Source organism: Neobacillus vireti, assembly GCF_036962465.1.
Classification (GTDB): domain Bacteria; phylum Bacillota; class Bacilli; order Bacillales; family Cytobacillaceae; genus Neobacillus; species Neobacillus vireti_B.
Map to the genome: position 1 here is coordinate 36,141 of NZ_JBALNF010000041.1, position 17,088 is coordinate 53,228.

The 17,088-nt window shown below is 37.9% G+C and carries 19 protein-coding genes; 15 read left to right on the plus strand and 4 right to left on the minus strand.

What is annotated here, in order from left to right; genetic code table 11:
* The coding region (locus V7077_RS17715) for a sensor domain-containing diguanylate cyclase (RefSeq protein ID WP_335504314.1) at positions 1–1,428 on the plus strand (1,428 nt) is incomplete at its 5' end.
* A 74-nt stretch (positions 1,429–1,502) separates the two neighbouring features.
* Here the strand turns inward: V7077_RS17715 and V7077_RS17720 are convergent.
* Positions 1,503–1,985: a GAF domain-containing protein gene (locus tag V7077_RS17720; protein ID WP_335504316.1), complete on the minus strand. Its 483-nt coding sequence runs from the start codon at positions 1,983–1,985 to the stop codon at positions 1,503–1,505.
* Between the two features lie 144 nt (positions 1,986–2,129).
* Here V7077_RS17720 and refZ point away from each other — a divergent pair, with 144 nt between their 5' ends.
* The 6 genes from refZ (at position 2,130) to rarD (ending at position 8,488) form a co-directional block, all read left to right on the plus strand.
* Positions 2,130–2,762 carry a forespore capture DNA-binding protein RefZ gene (gene refZ / locus V7077_RS17725; RefSeq protein WP_335504319.1) on the plus strand — a complete coding sequence of 211 codons (633 nt, stop codon included), beginning with the start codon at positions 2,130–2,132 and terminating at the stop codon, positions 2,760–2,762.
* 161 nt (positions 2,763–2,923) lie between these two features.
* Positions 2,924–4,612, plus strand: a complete 1,689-nt coding sequence (gene ezrA / locus V7077_RS17730; RefSeq protein ID WP_335504321.1) for a septation ring formation regulator EzrA — start codon at positions 2,924–2,926, stop codon at positions 4,610–4,612.
* A 121-nt stretch (positions 4,613–4,733) separates the two neighbouring features.
* Positions 4,734–5,876, plus strand: a complete 1,143-nt coding sequence (locus V7077_RS17735; protein ID WP_335504323.1) for a cysteine desulfurase family protein — start codon at positions 4,734–4,736, stop codon at positions 5,874–5,876.
* On the plus strand, positions 5,877–7,082 hold the full coding sequence (gene thiI, locus V7077_RS17740; RefSeq protein WP_335504325.1) for a tRNA uracil 4-sulfurtransferase ThiI: 1,206 nt from the start codon (positions 5,877–5,879) through the stop codon (positions 7,080–7,082).
* Between the two features lie 99 nt (positions 7,083–7,181).
* A complete protein-coding gene (locus tag V7077_RS17745; RefSeq protein ID WP_098532038.1) occupies positions 7,182–7,385 on the plus strand; it encodes an alpha/beta-type small acid-soluble spore protein in 204 nt (67 codons plus the stop codon).
* Positions 7,386–7,555: 170 nt separating this feature from the next.
* Positions 7,556–8,488, plus strand: coding sequence for an EamA family transporter RarD (gene rarD, locus V7077_RS17750; RefSeq protein ID WP_335504327.1), 933 nt, complete (start codon positions 7,556–7,558; stop codon positions 8,486–8,488).
* A 199-nt stretch (positions 8,489–8,687) separates the two neighbouring features.
* Here rarD and V7077_RS17755 read toward each other — a convergent pair whose 3' ends face one another.
* On the minus strand, positions 8,688–9,491 hold the full coding sequence (locus V7077_RS17755) for an NAD kinase (RefSeq protein ID WP_335504329.1): 804 nt from the start codon (positions 9,489–9,491) through the stop codon (positions 8,688–8,690).
* A gap of 177 nt (positions 9,492–9,668) precedes the next feature.
* On the opposite strand from V7077_RS17755, the gene V7077_RS17760 reads away from it, so the two are divergent.
* From V7077_RS17760 to V7077_RS17790, 7 genes are all read left to right on the plus strand, one after another.
* Positions 9,669–10,364, plus strand: coding sequence for a DUF2953 domain-containing protein (locus tag V7077_RS17760; RefSeq protein ID WP_335504331.1), 696 nt, complete (start codon positions 9,669–9,671; stop codon positions 10,362–10,364).
* A gap of 14 nt (positions 10,365–10,378) precedes the next feature.
* Positions 10,379–10,846 carry a GerW family sporulation protein gene (ytfJ, locus tag V7077_RS17765; RefSeq protein WP_335504333.1) on the plus strand — a complete coding sequence of 156 codons (468 nt, stop codon included), beginning with the start codon at positions 10,379–10,381 and terminating at the stop codon, positions 10,844–10,846.
* 213 nt (positions 10,847–11,059) lie between these two features.
* Positions 11,060–11,560, plus strand: a complete 501-nt coding sequence (gene tpx / locus V7077_RS17770) for a thiol peroxidase (RefSeq protein WP_335504335.1) — start codon at positions 11,060–11,062, stop codon at positions 11,558–11,560.
* A gap of 102 nt (positions 11,561–11,662) precedes the next feature.
* Complete coding sequence (locus V7077_RS17775) at positions 11,663–12,646, plus strand: class I SAM-dependent methyltransferase (RefSeq protein WP_335504337.1); 984 nt, start codon at positions 11,663–11,665, stop codon at positions 12,644–12,646.
* A 240-nt stretch (positions 12,647–12,886) separates the two neighbouring features.
* Entirely contained in the window at positions 12,887–14,074 is a 1,188-nt protein-coding gene (locus tag V7077_RS17780) for an acetate kinase (RefSeq protein ID WP_335504339.1), read from the plus strand.
* 127 nt (positions 14,075–14,201) lie between these two features.
* On the plus strand, positions 14,202–15,038 hold the full coding sequence (locus tag V7077_RS17785; RefSeq protein WP_335504342.1) for an EcsC family protein: 837 nt from the start codon (positions 14,202–14,204) through the stop codon (positions 15,036–15,038).
* A 2-nt stretch (positions 15,039–15,040) separates the two neighbouring features.
* Positions 15,041–15,553, plus strand: a complete 513-nt coding sequence (locus V7077_RS17790) for a MogA/MoaB family molybdenum cofactor biosynthesis protein (RefSeq protein ID WP_335504344.1) — start codon at positions 15,041–15,043, stop codon at positions 15,551–15,553.
* A 29-nt stretch (positions 15,554–15,582) separates the two neighbouring features.
* On the opposite strand, the gene V7077_RS17795 is transcribed toward V7077_RS17790, so the two are convergent.
* Together V7077_RS17795 and V7077_RS17800 are read right to left on the minus strand one after the other, a co-directional pair.
* On the minus strand, positions 15,583–15,897 hold the full coding sequence (locus V7077_RS17795; protein ID WP_335504346.1) for a hypothetical protein: 315 nt from the start codon (positions 15,895–15,897) through the stop codon (positions 15,583–15,585).
* A 167-nt stretch (positions 15,898–16,064) separates the two neighbouring features.
* Positions 16,065–16,517 (minus strand): universal stress protein, encoded by a 453-nt coding sequence (locus V7077_RS17800; protein WP_335504348.1) that lies wholly within the window; start codon positions 16,515–16,517, stop codon positions 16,065–16,067.
* A 105-nt stretch (positions 16,518–16,622) separates the two neighbouring features.
* Here V7077_RS17800 and V7077_RS17805 point away from each other — a divergent pair, with 105 nt between their 5' ends.
* Positions 16,623–16,781, plus strand: coding sequence for a hypothetical protein (locus V7077_RS17805; protein ID WP_215044111.1), 159 nt, complete (start codon positions 16,623–16,625; stop codon positions 16,779–16,781).
* Positions 16,782–17,088: the final 307 nt, after the last annotated feature.

Sequence of the window (17,088 nt, forward strand, 5' to 3'; positions counted from 1 at the left end):
TATGTAGTCTCTAAAGGGGATTTACTATTGGATACAGAAAAATATAAAAAATTATTTCAAATATCTGAAAAATTTCATTCAACCTTGAATGTGGACGATCTATTAGGGGAAATATTTGTTACCCTAAAAGAGATTTTTCCTAATTATTCCTACTCCTTACTCTTAGCACAAGATGCCTACCATCATAGTGACCTGCCAATCATGGACTTAGAATACGATAGTGAAAATATGATTGTCATTAATGCCTATGAGTCTGGAGAAATTCAATTTGAAAGTTCAGATGCGTCCGAACATGCTGCCCTCTACGCCCCTTTAAAAAGTAATTCGAAGATTTATGGTGTGCTTCAAGTAATTGCACCAGAAATGACCAAATTTCCGGCTGATGAGGCAGAATTTATCAGGTCATTGTCGGAGTCTGCGGGCAGTGCCTTGGAAAATGCTAAACTACATCAGCAAGCGCAAAAAACCATTTCCGATCTGCAATTAATTAATAAAGCGTCATACCAATTAAATTCAAACCAGCCATTAGTAGAAACGATGACCATTATGTCTGAACAAATTAAAAGCTCTTTTGATGCACAGGAAGTTGGTTTTTTTCTATTCACCAGGGACCAACTAACAGCAAAAGTACTCCCTGGCTCGACGGCATTTTTTTTAACACAACAAGCTCAAATCTACATTGACTATGTAAAAGGAAAATTTCAACAGAGTAACGAACCATTATTTATTGGAGATTTGAATCTTCCTCAGCCTCTTTCACCTGTTTTTCATTCTGTAATGGCGGTTCCGGTCGTTGTCAGCAAGAAGCTGAAAGGATTTTCTATTATTATGCATCGAGATCCCTACTTCTTCCCGTTTGAGGCGTTTAAATTGCTTCAATCCTTGGTCTATCATTCATCTTTGGCATTAACCAATGCCCTATTAAGAGCTGAACTTGAAAAGTTGGTAACCACGGATCATCTTACCAAGCTTCATTCACGTAAGTTTTTAGATGAAAAAATACAACAATCGATGAAGAAAGATGAGGAAGGATCCTTTATTCTTATTGATATTGATAATTTTAAAGAAATAAATGATACCTATGGCCATCAAATTGGAGATTTGATATTGGTTCAAGTAGCGAATCTCATAAAAAGCAGTATTCGAGAAAGTGATATTGGTGCACGCTGGGGCGGAGAGGAGCTTGCTATTTATTTGCCAAGGGTTTCGTTAGAAACAGGAGTTGTCATTGCCCAAAGGATTCTGCATAAGGTGTCAGAGTGCTCTGACCCGCATATTACAGTATCCTGTGGTGTGTCTTACTGGAAAAAGGAACGGAATGATACCTATCAATATTTATTTAAAAGAGCCGATGAAGCATTATACCGGGCAAAAGAAACTGGGAAAAACAAGGTGGTCATCCAAGAGGATGCAAGCATGGTATGTTAGGATCATATTCAATCAAGAAGAGCACAGAATGCGATATCTGTGCTCTTCCTTATTAGACTTAACCTATAAGTACTTTATAAATGATCGACTATTACAGCTGCCAACTCTTCAAGCTTTTGCTGATCAAGCTCATCAAAGCGATTCACTTCTGGGGAATCGATGTCTAACACCCCAAAGAGTTCCCCGTCTTTCAAGAGCGGAATGACGATCTCAGATCGTGAAGCCGCATCGCAGGCGATATGGCCTGGGAATTGATGAACGTCTTCTACTCGGATGGTCTCCTTTTTCAAAGCTGATGTTCCACATACGCCCTTCCCGAGAGGTATTCTTACACAGGCCGGTAATCCTTGAAAAGGACCAAGAACTAGCTCTCCATTTGAATCCATTAAATAAAAACCAACCCAGTTAATCCGATCGAGAAATTGGTTCAACAGAGCAGAAGCATTGCTTAGATTAGCGATTTGATTTTTCTCATCATGAAGCAGGGCCTGCAGCTGTTTTTTTACAAGCTTATAATTCTCTTCACGAGTTCCTTTATACATTTCGACGTTAAACAAGTAATTTCACCTTTTTCTATAATGAATTATTTATTATTTTATCAAAAAAAGAAGAAAAGGAGCGCACTTTGTCGATATTTTCATAAAGGATTCAGTCATATTATACAGAAATCCTATGTATGGGATACCTAAGGAGGAGAATACATGAAGAAAAATGCAAAGGAAGCAATTGTTCAGGCTGCCATATCGTTGTTTAATTCAAATGGGTATTCAGGTACATCAGTTAGGGATATTGCTAAAATAGCTAAAGTTAACACCGCTACCATTGCTTACTATTTCAATAATAAACCTGGACTATTAGAATACTGCTTCATGCATTTTTTTGAACAATATATCAATAAGATAGAAGAAGCGTATCTCTCCATCGACCGTGGTGCAAAAGAATGTTTAAAGAGGATTGTCGCAGATTTACTCCATTATCAATGTGAAAATAGTCAACTTTCCAGTTTTGTCTATCGGGAAATGTCTATGGATTCACAAGTAGTAAGGGAAATCATGTCAACCTATTCCTTAAAAGAGAAATATTATTTGCAAAAGATCATGGAAAGAGGCTTTGAATGGCAGGAATTTCGGCCGCATTCGATTCCATACTTAATTATTCAATTAAAGAGTTTGTTAATGATGCCATTTATGAATACACAATATATGCGAGAAGTTTTATATATTTTCCCGAATGAGCCATTTTTTGAACAAAAGTATTTAAAGGAACTATACGCTTGGATTGATAAAACTTTAAGCTATGAAGGTCCAGTAATGAAGGGCGCAGTGATAAAATAGCGGTAATCGCTATTTTTTTTATTGTATTTTACAAAAAAATTGAAATTAATAGTCAAAAAATGTCGTTAACATGTTATCATAATAGCATTGAATGGGAATATGAATAAATTCTTTTAATATAGATGAATTTGAATATGTTGTTTGATATAGGAGGCTTACTTGTGAAGTATTTCATTGGATTTTTCATCCTGCTACTAGCCTTGTTTGTATGGGGGTATTTAATAAAGAAAAAATACTTTAAGGAAATGGATCGGCTCGAGGCATGGAAAATTGATTTATTAGACCGGCCGATACTGGATGAAATGTCGAAGGTAAAACAGTTAAATATGACAGGCCAAACAGAGGAGCTGTTTGAACGTTGGCGGAATCAATGGGATGATGTAGTAACCGTGAAGCTCCCTGATTTAGAAGAAATGCTTTTTGATGCGGAAGAATATATTGATCGGTACCGCTTTAAAAAGGCAAAAGAGGTACAGCAAGCTATTCATACGAAATTGGAGGAAACAGAAAATCAAATTAAGAATATATTGGATGAACTCCATGAGCTTGTTGGCAGTGAGGAAAAAAACAGAGTAGAAATTGAAGAATTAAAAGAAAAATATCGTGAAGCAAAAAAGAGGCTGCTTGCTCACCGGCATAGCTTTGGCAAAGCCGAAAAACATCTAGAACTGCTTTTAAACGAAGTGGCACATAATTATAAAGAATATGATGAGAAAACGGAACTCGGAAATTACTTAGAAGCGCGTGAAGTCGTTTTACTTATACATAGTCAGCTTGGAAAAATCAAACACCATATGGATTTAATCCCCCAGATGTTAATAGAATGTCAGTCACTACTTCCCAATCTGTTATCCGATTGTTTAGAAGGACATCGTGAAATGACGGGGCAGGATTACTACTTAGACCATATCAATGTAGAACAAGAAGTGAAACGTTTGGAAGAGAAGCTTGCTGAAAATTTAGTGCTGATTGAGACAGCTAAAATTGATCTGGCAGAGGAAGGAATTAAAGAAATAAAGGACCGAATCGATGTCCTATTTGATCTTTTGGAAAAAGAAGTTCATGCGAAACATTTCGTGATTAAAAATGAAAAAGCAGCCTATGAGCTTTTAGCTTCTGCTCAAAAAGAAAATAAGGAGCTGTCTAATGAGGTGTTTGCGGTTCAACAAAGCTATCAATTATCGGACAGCGATTTTGAGACTCAAAGGCAGCTTGAAAAAGAACTTTCCACAGTATATAAGCATTATGAGATATTAGTTGAAAAATTGAAGATGAATGGAACAGCACAAACGGCGCTTAGCGAAGAATTAAATTCGATTAAAGAACAGCTAGAAGTAATTCGTGAAGGACAGCAGGCCTTTGCATTAAAACTTCAGGCTTTACGAAAAGATGAAATCGAAGCGCGGGAAAAGGTTATGGAATTAACAAAAAAGGTGGGCGAGACAATCAGAATTGTGAAGAAAAACAATGTTCCTGGTTTGCCTGCAGATTACCAATTTCTTTTTGAAGATACAAACGACAGCATTCAAAACGTTCGCTATCAGCTTGAAGAAAAGCCGCTTAATGTATCAGCCCTTAATCAATACCTAGAAGTGGCTGTATTAACCGTTGAAAAGCTTGTGACCACTACCTATGAGCTAATTGAAAATGTTACATTGGCCGAAAAAGCCATTCAATATGGAAATCGGTACCGCAGCAAGTACCCGTCTGTCGCCAAAGGATTAGCAGATGCGGAAGAAGCTTTTAGGCATTATGAGTATCAGGAAGCATTAGAACAGGTAGCCGCCTCCCTTCAAGGTATTGACCCGGAAGCATTGAAGAAAATTAAAGCAGCGAGTGTAACACATTAGGTTGGTGAAGAAACCGATTCAGCCGTACGGCGGCTTGAATCGGTTTTTTCTTTTTCAAACTAACCTAAATATGATAAGATTTATTTTTGTTAAGTGTCTGGGCGGGGGAGGAGACAACATCATGATTTATTTTGATAATAGTGCAACAACTAAACCATATAAAGAAGTTTTAGATTCCTTTACGACAGTTTCCAGTGAATATTTTGGAAATCCTTCCTCCTTGCATCGAATTGGAGGGCAGGCAGAGAAACTGTTGACTCAGGCAAGAGAACAGATAGCGAAGTTATTAAAGGTAAAACCCTCTGAAATTTATTTTACGTCTGGCGGGACAGAGAGTAATAATATGGCGATTAAAGGGGCCGCTCTATTGAACCGAAATAAAGGGCGGCATATCATTACGTCAAGTATTGAGCATGCATCTGTGTTGGCAGTAATGGAGCAGCTTGCCGGGGAAGGCTTTGACATTACGTATTTACCAGTGGACCGAAATGGGAGAGTCTCTGTGGAGGACGTAGAAAGAGCAATTCGCAAAGAGACTATATTGATTTCGATCATGCAGGTAAATAATGAAGTAGGGTCTATACAGCCAATCACTGAAATTGGTGAGATGTTAAAAAAATATCCAACCATTTTATTTCATGTCGATGCCGTCCAAGCGATTGGAAAAGTACCACTATCTATAAATCGAAACAGGATTGATCTCTGCTCATTATCCGCGCATAAATTCCATGGTCTAAAGGGGACAGGTATATTATTTGTTCGTGAAGGTACTAGACTAACACCTTTATTATCTGGGGGCAATCAAGAGCGGAAGCTGCGCAGCGGCACGGAAAATGTTGCGGGGGTAGTTGCGATGGCAAAGGCCCTAAGGATGACATTGGGGAAAAGTGTGCATGGGATAGCAGACATGATAAAAATCCAGAACATGATTAGGAAAAGTTTAAACGAAATGGCAGGTGTGAAGGTTCATACACCACTTGAAGGATCGGCACCACATATTTTAAATTTTTCTCTTGAACAAACAAAATCGGAAGTATTTATTCATGCGCTTGAACAGGAAGGTATTTTTATATCCACCACAAGTGCCTGTTCTTCTAAGCGGAAATCACCAAGCAAAACACTAATTGCCATGGGGGTTCCGGAACAATTAGCCGATAGCTCGGTCCGAATCAGTCTCAGTTTTGATAACACAGAAGAAGAGGCAATTGTTGTTATTCATGCAATAAAAAAATATGTAAACCAATTACGAAAGGTTAGGAAATAAATGAATTATGACCGTATTTTAATACGTTATGGTGAAATATCCACAAAAGGAAGAAATCGCCATAAATTTGTTGAGAAACTTAAAAAAAGCGTAAAGCTGACCTTGGCCTCTTTTCCAAATAGTAAAATAGAGGCAAGCCGGGATCGGATGTATGTTTTATTAAACGGAGAAAATGGAACTGAAATAATTGAGAAACTAAAGCATATATTTGGGATTCAATCCTTTAGTCCGGCCATTAAAGTAGAAAGAAATGTGGAGGCACTAAAAGAATCAGCATTGGAGTTTGTTAGGGCGCATTATAAGGACGGACAAACTTTCAAGGTAACCCCAAAACGTTCTGATAAAACATTCGAGTTAGATACTGATGGAATCAATCGCACTATTGGCGGCTATTTACTCCAGAATATCCCCGGCCTTCGAGTAGATGTAAAGAATCCGGATCTTAATTTACGAATAGAAGTTAGAGAAGATGCAATTTATTTATCATGTGAAAATATACCGGGTGCTGGCGGCATGCCGGTTGGCTCGAACGGAAAAGCCATGCTCATGCTGTCAGGAGGAATAGACAGTCCTGTCGCGGGGTACATGGCAATGAAACGGGGATTGGAAATTGAAGCAGTTCATTTCTTTAGCCCGCCCTTTACAAGTGAAAGATCCAAAGAAAAGGTAGTAGATCTCACGAAAAAGCTGGGCGAAATTTATGGAAGTACGATCAAGCTTCATATTGTGCCGTTTACCGACATCCAACAGGCTATTCACGAGCAAATACCGGAAAATTATACAATGACTTCAACGCGGAGAATGATGCTTCGCATTACAGATAGGATTCGGATGAAACAAGAGGCGCTTGCGATTATAACTGGTGAAAGTCTTGGTCAGGTAGCGAGCCAAACGTTAGAAAGTATGTATACGATTAATGAGGTTACCAATACCCCTATTCTTCGTCCATTGATTACGATGGACAAAACAGATATAATCAAAATCGCGGATGAAATAGATACTCTGGAGATTTCCAATAGGCCTTTTGAGGACTGCTGTACCATCTTTGTTCCTGCCTCTCCTAAAACAAAGCCGCGTCGAGAGAAAGTACAGTATTATGAAAGCTTTTCAGATTTTACTTCCTTAATGGAAGAAGCGGTTCAAGCGGTCGAAACGCTTGTCATTACACCTGAAGACCAACATTCAGAATTTGATTCATTATTTTAATAAACAAAATATGAATTTTTTGTGAACAATTACCAATTGGATTATAGAATGAACTTTACAGTTTCTACACATTCTATACTCACAAGGAGGTGATATCACATGGCAAGCAACAACTCAAACAACTTATTAGTTCCTGGTGTTGAACAAGCTCTTGATCAAATGAAATATGAAATTGCTCAAGAATTTGGTGTAAATCTTGGTGCTGACACTACTTCACGTGCTAACGGTTCTGTTGGTGGTGAAATCACTAAGCGTTTAGTATCAATGGCTGAACAACAATTAGGCGGCGGGTTTTCTCGTTAATCAAATTGAATAAGATGGCTACAGAGGGTGTGGAGGTTTACCTCCCGCCCTCTTTTAATTTTGCGAAATCTGGAATAGATTGGGTAGTTAAATGGTCTTCTATATTCTGATTTTCGAGGTATAATAAAGAGTATTTCGAAATTAGAAACATTAAGGGGATCGGAAGAAAGATGAAAAAAACAAATGCAAATAAGGGAGCGCTTCATGCCGGCTTTTCGTATTTTCTTTGGGGATTACTGCCGATTTATTGGAAATTCTTAGATAAGGTAAATGCACAGGAAATTCTCGCAAATCGGATTTTTTGGTCATTTATTTTTATGATACTTGTTCTAGTTATCACAAAAAAATGGAGTTTATTTGTTTCTACATTGAAAGGATTTGCCGAAAATAAAAAACAGATGTATTTCCTAACCATTGCCTCTTTACTCATTAGTGTTAATTGGTTTGTTTATATTTGGGCAGTCAATAGCGGTCATATGATTGAGGCAAGTCTTGGCTACTATATTAATCCACTTATTAGTATAGTATTAGGGATGATTGTCCTTAAAGAAAAATTAACATTTGCGCAGCTTGTATCCTTTATATTAGCTGCAATTGGGGTAGTTATCATAACCGTTTCTCACGGTGTCTTTCCTTGGATTGCGATTTCTTTGGCGCTATCATTTGGGTTGTACGGACTGGCAAAGAAAGTGATTCATGTGGAATCGTCGGTTGGTTTAACATTAGAAACAATGGTACTGGCACCCATCGCTGCTATTTATATGATTTACTTATTTCTACATGGGACAAATTCTTTATTTATCTCCGATTGGAGAACTAATTTATTATTAATGGGTGCAGGTGCAGTTACGGCAATACCACTGCTTTATTTTGCAAAAGGCGCCCAGAAAATTCCACTTTCATTACTTGGCTTCCTGCAATATATTTCACCAACACTAACCTTGATCCTAGGTATTTTTGTTTATCAAGAGCATTTTTCTAAAATACAATTATTATCCTTTATGTTTATCTGGGTTGCACTAGTCATCTATTCATTATCAAAAACAAAATTGTTTACTAAAAGAAAAGTTAAGATTTCACCTGAAAACAGAGCTGCTCTTTAAGTTGAAAAACCTTATCCGACTGATGGCGGATAAGGTTTTATTTATGAGAAAGAATAAAAGTTTTTGACTTTGAGAATTGTCTAGCTCCAGCGCCTAGCCCCTCGAGGTCACAAGCCAATCCGTCCAAAAGGTTAAAAAGCAACCTTTCGGCCGGCTCGTCTTGTGCTTGTCGGGGCTGACCAAGGCGCTTGCGCTTTTCTCATAGAAAGGTTCGCTTAACTTTATTCCAAAAAGCATTATCTTTTAATTTTAAGGTTTTTATTTTGTTATCACTAATTTTAATTTGAATGGTTTCAACATGACGGATACTTAAGGCCTCATTATCCATCCCCATGGTAGGATGATCATTCCCTTCCTGAATAACCCTCAAGGTAAGTGTGCGTTCACTTCCAACAATAAAGGAAGCACCAAGTGTTCGATATTGATTTGTATTAACAGATGCTACCTCACTAACTTGCATACAAGAGAGCAGCGGGTCCACGATCGAGCCACTAACTGATTTATTATAAGCTGTGCTGCCTGTTGGGGTAGCGACGATTAATCCATCACCTCGAAACGTTTCAAGATGGAGCTGATCAATAAACACATCCATCACGAGTGTTTTAATAATAGATGATCTGATGCTAAATTCATTCAAACAGCGAAATGTACTTTGACCATCGACTGTTACCTCGATGGTAGGATAACGGCGGACCTTTAATTGGGTATTCGTGGTAATCGCCTCAATCATTTTTGAGGTATCATTAATGCGGAAATCACAATACATACTCAAATTATCCAGGACAGAAATCCCCGTATAAAGGCAATCTTCTCTGAAACCAGTTTTTCTTACCGCTTGTAAGAATGTTCCATCGTCTCCTACACTGGCAATAATGTTAGCCTTTCGGTAATCATCCACAACTGTAAAATCGTAACGTTTCGCTAGTTCTAGCAGGGGTGCTATTTTTAATAGTAAATCCGCATCCCGTTTGTGATAAAAATAAATATTTCGTCTGGTCTCCATTTTCAGTCCCCCTGTAAGATGATGAAGATGTCATATCATGCTGAAAAATAAAACCTCTGAATTTAGTTTAGCATTTTTTAGAAATAATATAAAAGCAGGATCAACCTATCAATATTGTAGGGCAGGTTTATTTTTTAGATAAAAGCAAATAATAATGGGCTGAAAGGATGTGAGAAAATGTTTTGGCTTCTTCTCTCTCTTATGATCTTATTGTTCTTATTTCTATTAATTATTTTTACAAAGTTGACGATCTATGTTTACTATTCTCATCTAAACGATAATGACGATTTAAAGATAGAGTTACGAGTATTGTTTGGTTTAATCAAATACAAAATAAAAGTACCCGAAATTAAAGTGGATGATGATTCCCCAAGTATTGTGGTGAAAAGTAAAACTCAAATGGGAGACACCACTGATAAAGACACTGAAGCTGATGTAAGTCAGTTAACCAAGCAGGATTTTCTAAGTAAACTCCATAGAACAAAAGATATCCTGCATAAGGTTTTCGATTTGAATATAATAGTCAAAAAGTTTTTACAGAAGGTCACCATTAAAAATTTTGAGTGGCAGACCTTATTGGGTGTTGGTGATGCTGCACATACAGGTATGATGACTGGGGCCTTATGGGCTGTTAAAGGTGGCATTGTTGGACTCCTCAGCCATTATATGAGGTTGAAAGAAATGCCACAATTAACGGTTACCCCCCATTTTCAGGCAGTTGTAATTCATACAAGGTTAACATGTATGTTTCAGTTTCGAATCGGGTATGCTATTCTCGCAGGATTAAAACTGATTAGATTCTGGAGGGGCGGAAAACCGCACCAAAAAAGCAGTACAGAATTTCGAGAAGAAAAAACTAAATCCGTTTCATAGAGGAGGAAATAACCATGTCTGACCATCCAATTCAAGGTTTGATGACGACCGCAATGGAAAGCTTAAAAGAAATGATTGATGTAAATACGATTATAGGTGATCCAGTAGAAACCCCAGACGGAAGTGTTATTTTAACTGTATCAAAGGTTGGATTTGGATTTGCTGCCGGGGGTAGTGAGTTTAAACTCGAAAATAGTCAAAAAGAAGGACAGCCTAAACTTCCATTTGGCGGCGGAAGCGGTGGTGGTGTTTCTATTACTCCTATCGCTTTTTTAATCGTAAATTCTCAAGGTGTAAAAATGCTTCATTTGGACGAAAGCACTCATTTATACGAGAAAATCTTAGAGCTTGCCCCGCAGGCTGTCGATAAAATACAGCAAATGTTCTCGAAAAAAGATGAGGGGAAACAACAGCAATCTCAACAGCAATCCCAACAACAGCAATCTCAGCAACAGCAGCCTAAAGTCGATTTAGAATTATAAAGTAAGAAAGTTAATCTTCCGAGATTTTTGGAAGGTTAACTTTTTCTTTTGTGTTTTAACGCTCCCATTACTACCTTTACTCTAATATCAAAAATTCCTTAGTTCAAATAATTGCAAAAATAGGTTTGAACAGATATATTTACACTGTACATAATTAAAGTCTTATTGTTTTTAAGCAAATGGCTTTAATACGACAAAGGAGGATGAATGAGTATGGCAAATGTTACATTCAAAGGAAATGCAATTACGCTGCTTGGCAATGAGGTGAAAGTTGGCGACAAGGCTCCGAATTTCACTGTTCTTGCCAATGACTTATCAGAGGTGACTCTTGATAATACCAAGGGGCAGGTTCGCTTAATTTCATCTGTACCATCTTTAGATACAGGTGTTTGTGATGCAGAAACACGCCGTTTCAATGAAGAAGCTAACTCTTTAGGAAATGTTAAAATCCTAACAGTAAGCGTTGACTTACCATTTGCGCAAAAGCGCTGGTGTGCTGCTGCTGGAATTGAAAATGTTCAAACCCTTTCTGACCACCGTGACCTCTCTTTTGGTGAAGCATATGGGGTGGCTATCCAGGAGCTAAGACTTTTAGCGCGTGCCGTATTTGTAGTAGACTCAAGCGATACAGTTGTATATGTAGAGTATGTAAGTGAAGCAACAAACCATCCAAACTATGAAGCAGCACTTGAAGCCGCTAAAAGCGCAAAGTAATAACCTTAAAGGCCTCGGCAAACATTGCGAGGTCTTTTTACTTGTTTAAAAAATACATACTCGTATAGAATGAATAAGGAAATTTAATAATGGAGGGAAACAATGAACATTTCTCCAATTGAAGAGTTATTTACTTTATTTAACGAAACTGCCCTTATTTTACAAGAGGAATTAGCTTGCAGCTATCTTGAAGCACTTGCGGATACGGGTGAAAATCTATTCCAAGGAGCTATTTTACAGGAAGAGTTAAGTGAACTAACCGTCAAGCGGCTAAAGAAGCAATACAGTGAAATTAGCTTGGACAATTTTACTAATGAAAACCTTCGCAAAGCCTTTCAGTTAGTGATTCTAAAAGGTATGAAGGAAAATGTGCAGCCAAATCATCAAATGACTCCCGATTCTGTAGGGATGCTCGTCGGGTATTTAGTTGAAAAATTTATGCAGAAGCCATCCTTCCGTCTCCTTGACCCAGCTGTTGGAACAGGAAATCTTTTAACAACGGTAATGAATCATTCACGTAAACAAATCACCGCGATTGGAGTAGAAATCGATGATATTCTAATCAAGCTTGCCTATGTGAATGCAAATTTGCAGGGGTATCCGATTCAATTCTTTAATCAAGACAGCTTAGAGTCTTTATTTATTGACCCAGTCGATGCCGTAATCGCTGATTTACCGGTTGGTTACTATCCGAATGATATTAGGGCAGCCGATTATCAATTAAAAGCGGATACGGGACATACTTATTCCCATCACTTGTTTATTGAACAAGGTGTCCGTCATACGAATGCAGGGGGGTATCTGTTCTTTTTAGTTCCTAATGGACTATTTGAAAGTGAACAGGCACCGCAGCTTCACGAATACATAAAGGATCATGTGTATATCCAAGGCCTTCTGCAATTGCCAACAAGTATATTTAAAAATAAGAGTTCAGCGAAAAGTATTTTGATACTACAAAAGAAGGGCGAAAATGTTCAGCCGCCTAAGCAAACATTGCTGGTGAATTTACCCAGCCTTTCAAATGCGTATGAGATGGATAAAATCCTCACAAAGATGGAAAAGTGGTTTCAAGAAAATAAAGGATAAAGCAGGTGAATTCACCTCTTTATCCTTTATTTTGTTTTCTTGGAATTATGAAATTTGTGAATATATGAACATTTGTAATGTAATCGGTATCAAATAAATTATTCCTTGTAATGTCTTTCCTAGAGTGATTAAATGAAAAATTGAGGGAAATAAACAGGGTCGGTTTGCGCAGAATAAGGGTGTATTAAAACATAATTTACTTCAAGTCGATGTTGTTATATAAAAGGAGCGTTCTTAAAAATGGCAAAAATTATTGCGATTAATGCAGGTAGTTCTTCGTTGAAGTTTCAGTTATTTGAAATGCCTTGCGAAGAGGTAATTACAAAAGGATTAATTGAAAGAATTGGTCTGAATGATTCAATTTTTAATATTACGGTTAATGGAGAAAAAGTCGAAGAAGTCACTGATATTCCCGATCATGAGATTGCAGTTAAGATGCTATTGGATAAATTGACCTCATTAGGTATTATTGAGTCTCTTAATGAAATTGAAGGTATTGGACACCGTGTTGTCCATGGAGGAGAAACGTTTAGCGACTCAGCTTTAATTACTGATGAAGTTTTAGCTAAAATTGAAGAATTGTCAGAATTAGCGCCGTTGCACAATCCGGCAAATGCTACTGGTATTAAAGCATTCAAACAAGTTCTTCCTAATGTACCGGCAGTTGCTGTGTTCGATACAGCCTTCCACCAAACAATGCCTGAGAGTTCTTTCTTATACAGTTTGCCATATGAATACTATAAAAAATATGGTATTCGTAAGTATGGTTTCCATGGCACAAGTCATAAATATGTATCACAGCGTGCAGCTGAATTATTAGGCCGTCCGATTGAACAGCTTCGTTTACTCTCCTGTCACCTAGGAAATGGAGCAAGTATTGCTGCGATTGAAGGCGGCAAGTCTATTGACACATCTATGGGATTCACTCCGCTGGCAGGGGTTACCATGGGTACCCGTTCAGGGAATATTGACCCAGCGCTTATTCCGTATATCATGGAGAAAACCAATCAAACAGCTGAAGAAGTGCTTGATGTCTTAAATAAAAAGAGTGGTATGTTAGCTGTTTCTGGTTTTTCAAGTGATCTTCGCGATATTATTGGGGAAGCTGACAAAGGAAATGAGCGTGCAGAGCTTGCATTGGATGTGTTTGCGAATCGAATTCATAAATATATTGGCTCATATGCAGCTCGTATGTATGGCGTAGATGCGATTATTTTCACTGCCGGCATTGGCGAAAATAGTGACCCGATAAGAGAACGTATTTTAAAAGGCTTAGAATTTATGGGCGTATATTGGGATCCTGCTTTAAACAAGGTAAGAGGAGAGGAAGCATTTATCAACTATCCTCATTCCCCAGTCAAAGTAATCATCATACCTACAAATGAAGAGGTTATGATTGCCCGTGACGTTGTTCGTTTAACACATTAAGGTTAAGTCAGGTAATCCTGAAATTTATATTAGAAAGGCAAAAGCTCTTGTTGCGGCTTTTGCCTTTTTTCAGTCCTGTTTTAATGTGATATACTGGAAAAAGATACAATGAGCAGGAGGGATTACATTGCCATTGACAGACCGTGAAATAGTTGTTCTGAATGAAATTCGCTCATGGGAAAAAAACTTGTTAAGCTATGAAGCCAATGATTTTCAGTTACTATATGAGAAGTATTTGGAACGTTCTTTTTCTTTATTGCCAGAAAAAGTTCAAAGGCAATTTTTTTCCGTAATTGACGGTTGGTTATTTCATTTACACAGTATTATTCAAGGTTCACAGCTTCAAATGGATGCAAAGGAAAGAATACTTGGATCGGGTAGAATCTTTCGAAAAGATATAGAGAATATCGCAGATTTGCGAAAATTGGATATTGACCAATTACAATACATAGCGGAGCAGCAAATTGCTAGACATCGCCTCTATTCCTTTACCCAGGGTGGGCTTTCTGGGACTGGAGGTACGCTTTTGTTAGGGGCAGATATTCCGGCAATGGCGGTTATAAATCTGCGGGTGGTCCAATTGATTGCTATGACCTACGGTTTTGAGGTAAATACCCCGTTTGAAATGATGTCGTCTTTAAAGGTATTCCATACCGCCACATTGCCGCCGAGAATTCAAAAAGAGGGCTGGGCTTCTTTGATCGCGGAATTAGAGCAGCAAGAAGAGTTATATTTTTATGAAGGCAATGAGAAAATTTCCGATATTTCTTGGCTGGAACAACCGATTCAGCAGCTGTTTAAAGCAATGGTAATTATGCTATTCAGGAAAAAAGCAATCCAAGGTATACCACTTGTCAGTATGGCCATTGGCGCTGCAACCAATTATCAATTAACTCGCAAAGTAACGGACTTTGCCCATAAATACTATCAATTGCGATATCTTAAGGATAAAGAGGAGTCATAAAGATGAGTACCCAAGAACATAAAAGTGAGGCACCAAAGGCTGTTAATTGTATGGTCATTACTGTTAGTGATACGAGAAATCAGGAAACAGATAAAAGTGGCCGGTTAATGATGGAAATGCTTGAACATGCAGGTCATAAAATCATGGATTATTGTATTGTTAAAGATGAATCTGGACCGATCCAAGTTGAAATTCTTAAAGCCTGTAATAGAGAAGAAATCGATGTAATTCTTACGAATGGCGGGACTGGAATTGCCAAGCGGGATGTAACCATCGAAACTGTTAAAGGGCTGCTAGAGAAAGAAATAGTTGGCTTTGGGGAATTGTTTAGAATGCTGAGTTACCAAGAGGATATAGGTTCTGCAGCCATCCTATCTAGGGCAATAGCTGGTGTGGTTAAAGATAAAGCTGTATTTTCGACTCCAGGCTCTACTGGAGCAGTCAAATTAGCAATGAGCAAATTAATTCTTCCTGAGATTGGGCATGTCGTTAGAGAGTTAAAAAAAGATCTCTAAATAATAAAAACTCCCTCTTGTAGGGAGTTTTATTGATGGACTTTTGTGGAAACGGTTTGATCTGCACGGTACCAGAGCCATAAATCATTAATGATAGAAGCAAGTTCTGCTATTTCAGTATTCAACTTACACGAAAGAGGAAAATCACTTTCATCAGAAAGCTTGGCCTGTTTATAGTTAATTTCCTGCTCGAGTTCAGCAATCCGATCGGGTATAGACCCGCGAATTTTTTCCCAATGAAGCAAAATAAACTGCTGCGTTTCCTTGCTGTATTCATCCCACTCAACCATTAAATCCGGTACTGGGATCCCAAGACGTTCATCAAAATAAAAATGATCCACCATATGTCAGCCTCCTATATCAAAAATGCTAATAGTAGAAATGGTGTCAGGCACCATCTAAAATAATTGTTTTAATTGTACTATAGATAGAAAGATCATTCACGATAATATATTTAACTTTTAGCGAAAAAGCACGGGCGATGAGCTCCGTGCTTTAAAATATAGAAAGTTTATTCTGTATCTTTTATAGTTCGAACGACTAGAACATCGCAAGGTGAGTAGCGAGTGATATGTTCTGAAACACTTCCGATAAAGAATCTTTCCACTACATTCATCCCGGTAGCCCCGCAGAGGATTAGCTCCACGTGATGTTTTTTTGCTATATCTCTAGGAATACGAATTTTAGGAGATCCGTACTCAATCTCATATTGAACATTTGCTAATCCTGCTTCAACAGCTTGCTGTTGATACTTTTCGAGCATTTCTTTTGCTTCTGTTTCTGCACGGTCGCCAATAACCGTATCATATGCTTCGACTAAGGCAAAAGTCCTTGTATCGATTACATGAACGAGTATCATACGTGCACCATTACGTTTGGCAATTTCTACCCCTTTTTTAAATGCCCACTCTGCTTCCTTTGACCCATCAATAGCGACTAAAATATTTCGATATTTAAGTCCCATGATTATCATCTCCTCACCTTGATTATACAATATTTAACAGTGAATAATTGTTTCAATTTTTCGAACAATAATGAAGTAACATAATCATAAGGGGGTTCGAAAAGGATGGTAAAAGGAGAATCAAAGAACAAGTATACGTTTGAATTTGATGAAAAGGGGACAATGGAGGTAAGTCAGCAGATTTTGAACTCTTATAATAGTGGATTTATAGGAGAAGGAACGGCACTAGCAAATAATAGTGACTTTGCTGCTGTTGAGGAATAAAATATGAGTTTCAGACAAAAAGCTGTCTAAATTAGGCAGCTTTTTTGTTTTGATAAAACAAATCTTGTATCAGGACTAGTCATATGTCCTCGAAAAATAAGCTATAAAGGGCGTTTACCCAAGAGTTTATAGGTGATCCCGCATATTCTTTAGTGTGTCAACTATAAAAAGAGGAGGGAAAAAATGAATAATCATATGTATATGACTCCTGCTGTCAATTATATGCCAGTTGATCAAACCTCTCAATATGGCGGTCAAGACTCTCGTTTGTGGGGTGGCTTCGGCTGGGGATGGGGCAGACCGTGGG

Excerpts from the sequence above, each read along its gene's own strand:
- refZ (WP_335504319.1), top strand. The coding sequence starts at position 2,130 with ATGAAGAAAAATGCAAAGGAAGCAATTGTTCAGGCTGCCATATCGTTG.
- V7077_RS17735 (WP_335504323.1), top strand. The coding sequence starts at position 4,734 with ATGATTTATTTTGATAATAGTGCAACAACTAAACCATATAAAGAAGTT.
- thiI (WP_335504325.1), top strand. The coding sequence starts at position 5,877 with ATGAATTATGACCGTATTTTAATACGTTATGGTGAAATATCCACAAAA.
- V7077_RS17745 (WP_098532038.1), top strand. The coding sequence starts at position 7,182 with ATGGCAAGCAACAACTCAAACAACTTATTAGTTCCTGGTGTTGAACAA.
- rarD (WP_335504327.1), top strand. The coding sequence starts at position 7,556 with ATGAAAAAAACAAATGCAAATAAGGGAGCGCTTCATGCCGGCTTTTCG.
- V7077_RS17755 (WP_335504329.1), bottom strand. The coding sequence starts at position 9,491 with ATGGAGACCAGACGAAATATTTATTTTTATCACAAACGGGATGCGGAT.
- V7077_RS17760 (WP_335504331.1), top strand. The coding sequence starts at position 9,669 with ATGTTTTGGCTTCTTCTCTCTCTTATGATCTTATTGTTCTTATTTCTA.
- ytfJ (WP_335504333.1), top strand. The coding sequence starts at position 10,379 with ATGTCTGACCATCCAATTCAAGGTTTGATGACGACCGCAATGGAAAGC.
- tpx (WP_335504335.1), top strand. The coding sequence starts at position 11,060 with ATGGCAAATGTTACATTCAAAGGAAATGCAATTACGCTGCTTGGCAAT.
- V7077_RS17775 (WP_335504337.1), top strand. The coding sequence starts at position 11,663 with ATGAACATTTCTCCAATTGAAGAGTTATTTACTTTATTTAACGAAACT.
- V7077_RS17780 (WP_335504339.1), top strand. The coding sequence starts at position 12,887 with ATGGCAAAAATTATTGCGATTAATGCAGGTAGTTCTTCGTTGAAGTTT.
- V7077_RS17790 (WP_335504344.1), top strand. The coding sequence starts at position 15,041 with ATGAGTACCCAAGAACATAAAAGTGAGGCACCAAAGGCTGTTAATTGT.
- V7077_RS17795 (WP_335504346.1), bottom strand. The coding sequence starts at position 15,897 with ATGGTGGATCATTTTTATTTTGATGAACGTCTTGGGATCCCAGTACCG.
- V7077_RS17800 (WP_335504348.1), bottom strand. The coding sequence starts at position 16,517 with ATGGGACTTAAATATCGAAATATTTTAGTCGCTATTGATGGGTCAAAG.
- V7077_RS17805 (WP_215044111.1), top strand. The coding sequence starts at position 16,623 with ATGGTAAAAGGAGAATCAAAGAACAAGTATACGTTTGAATTTGATGAA.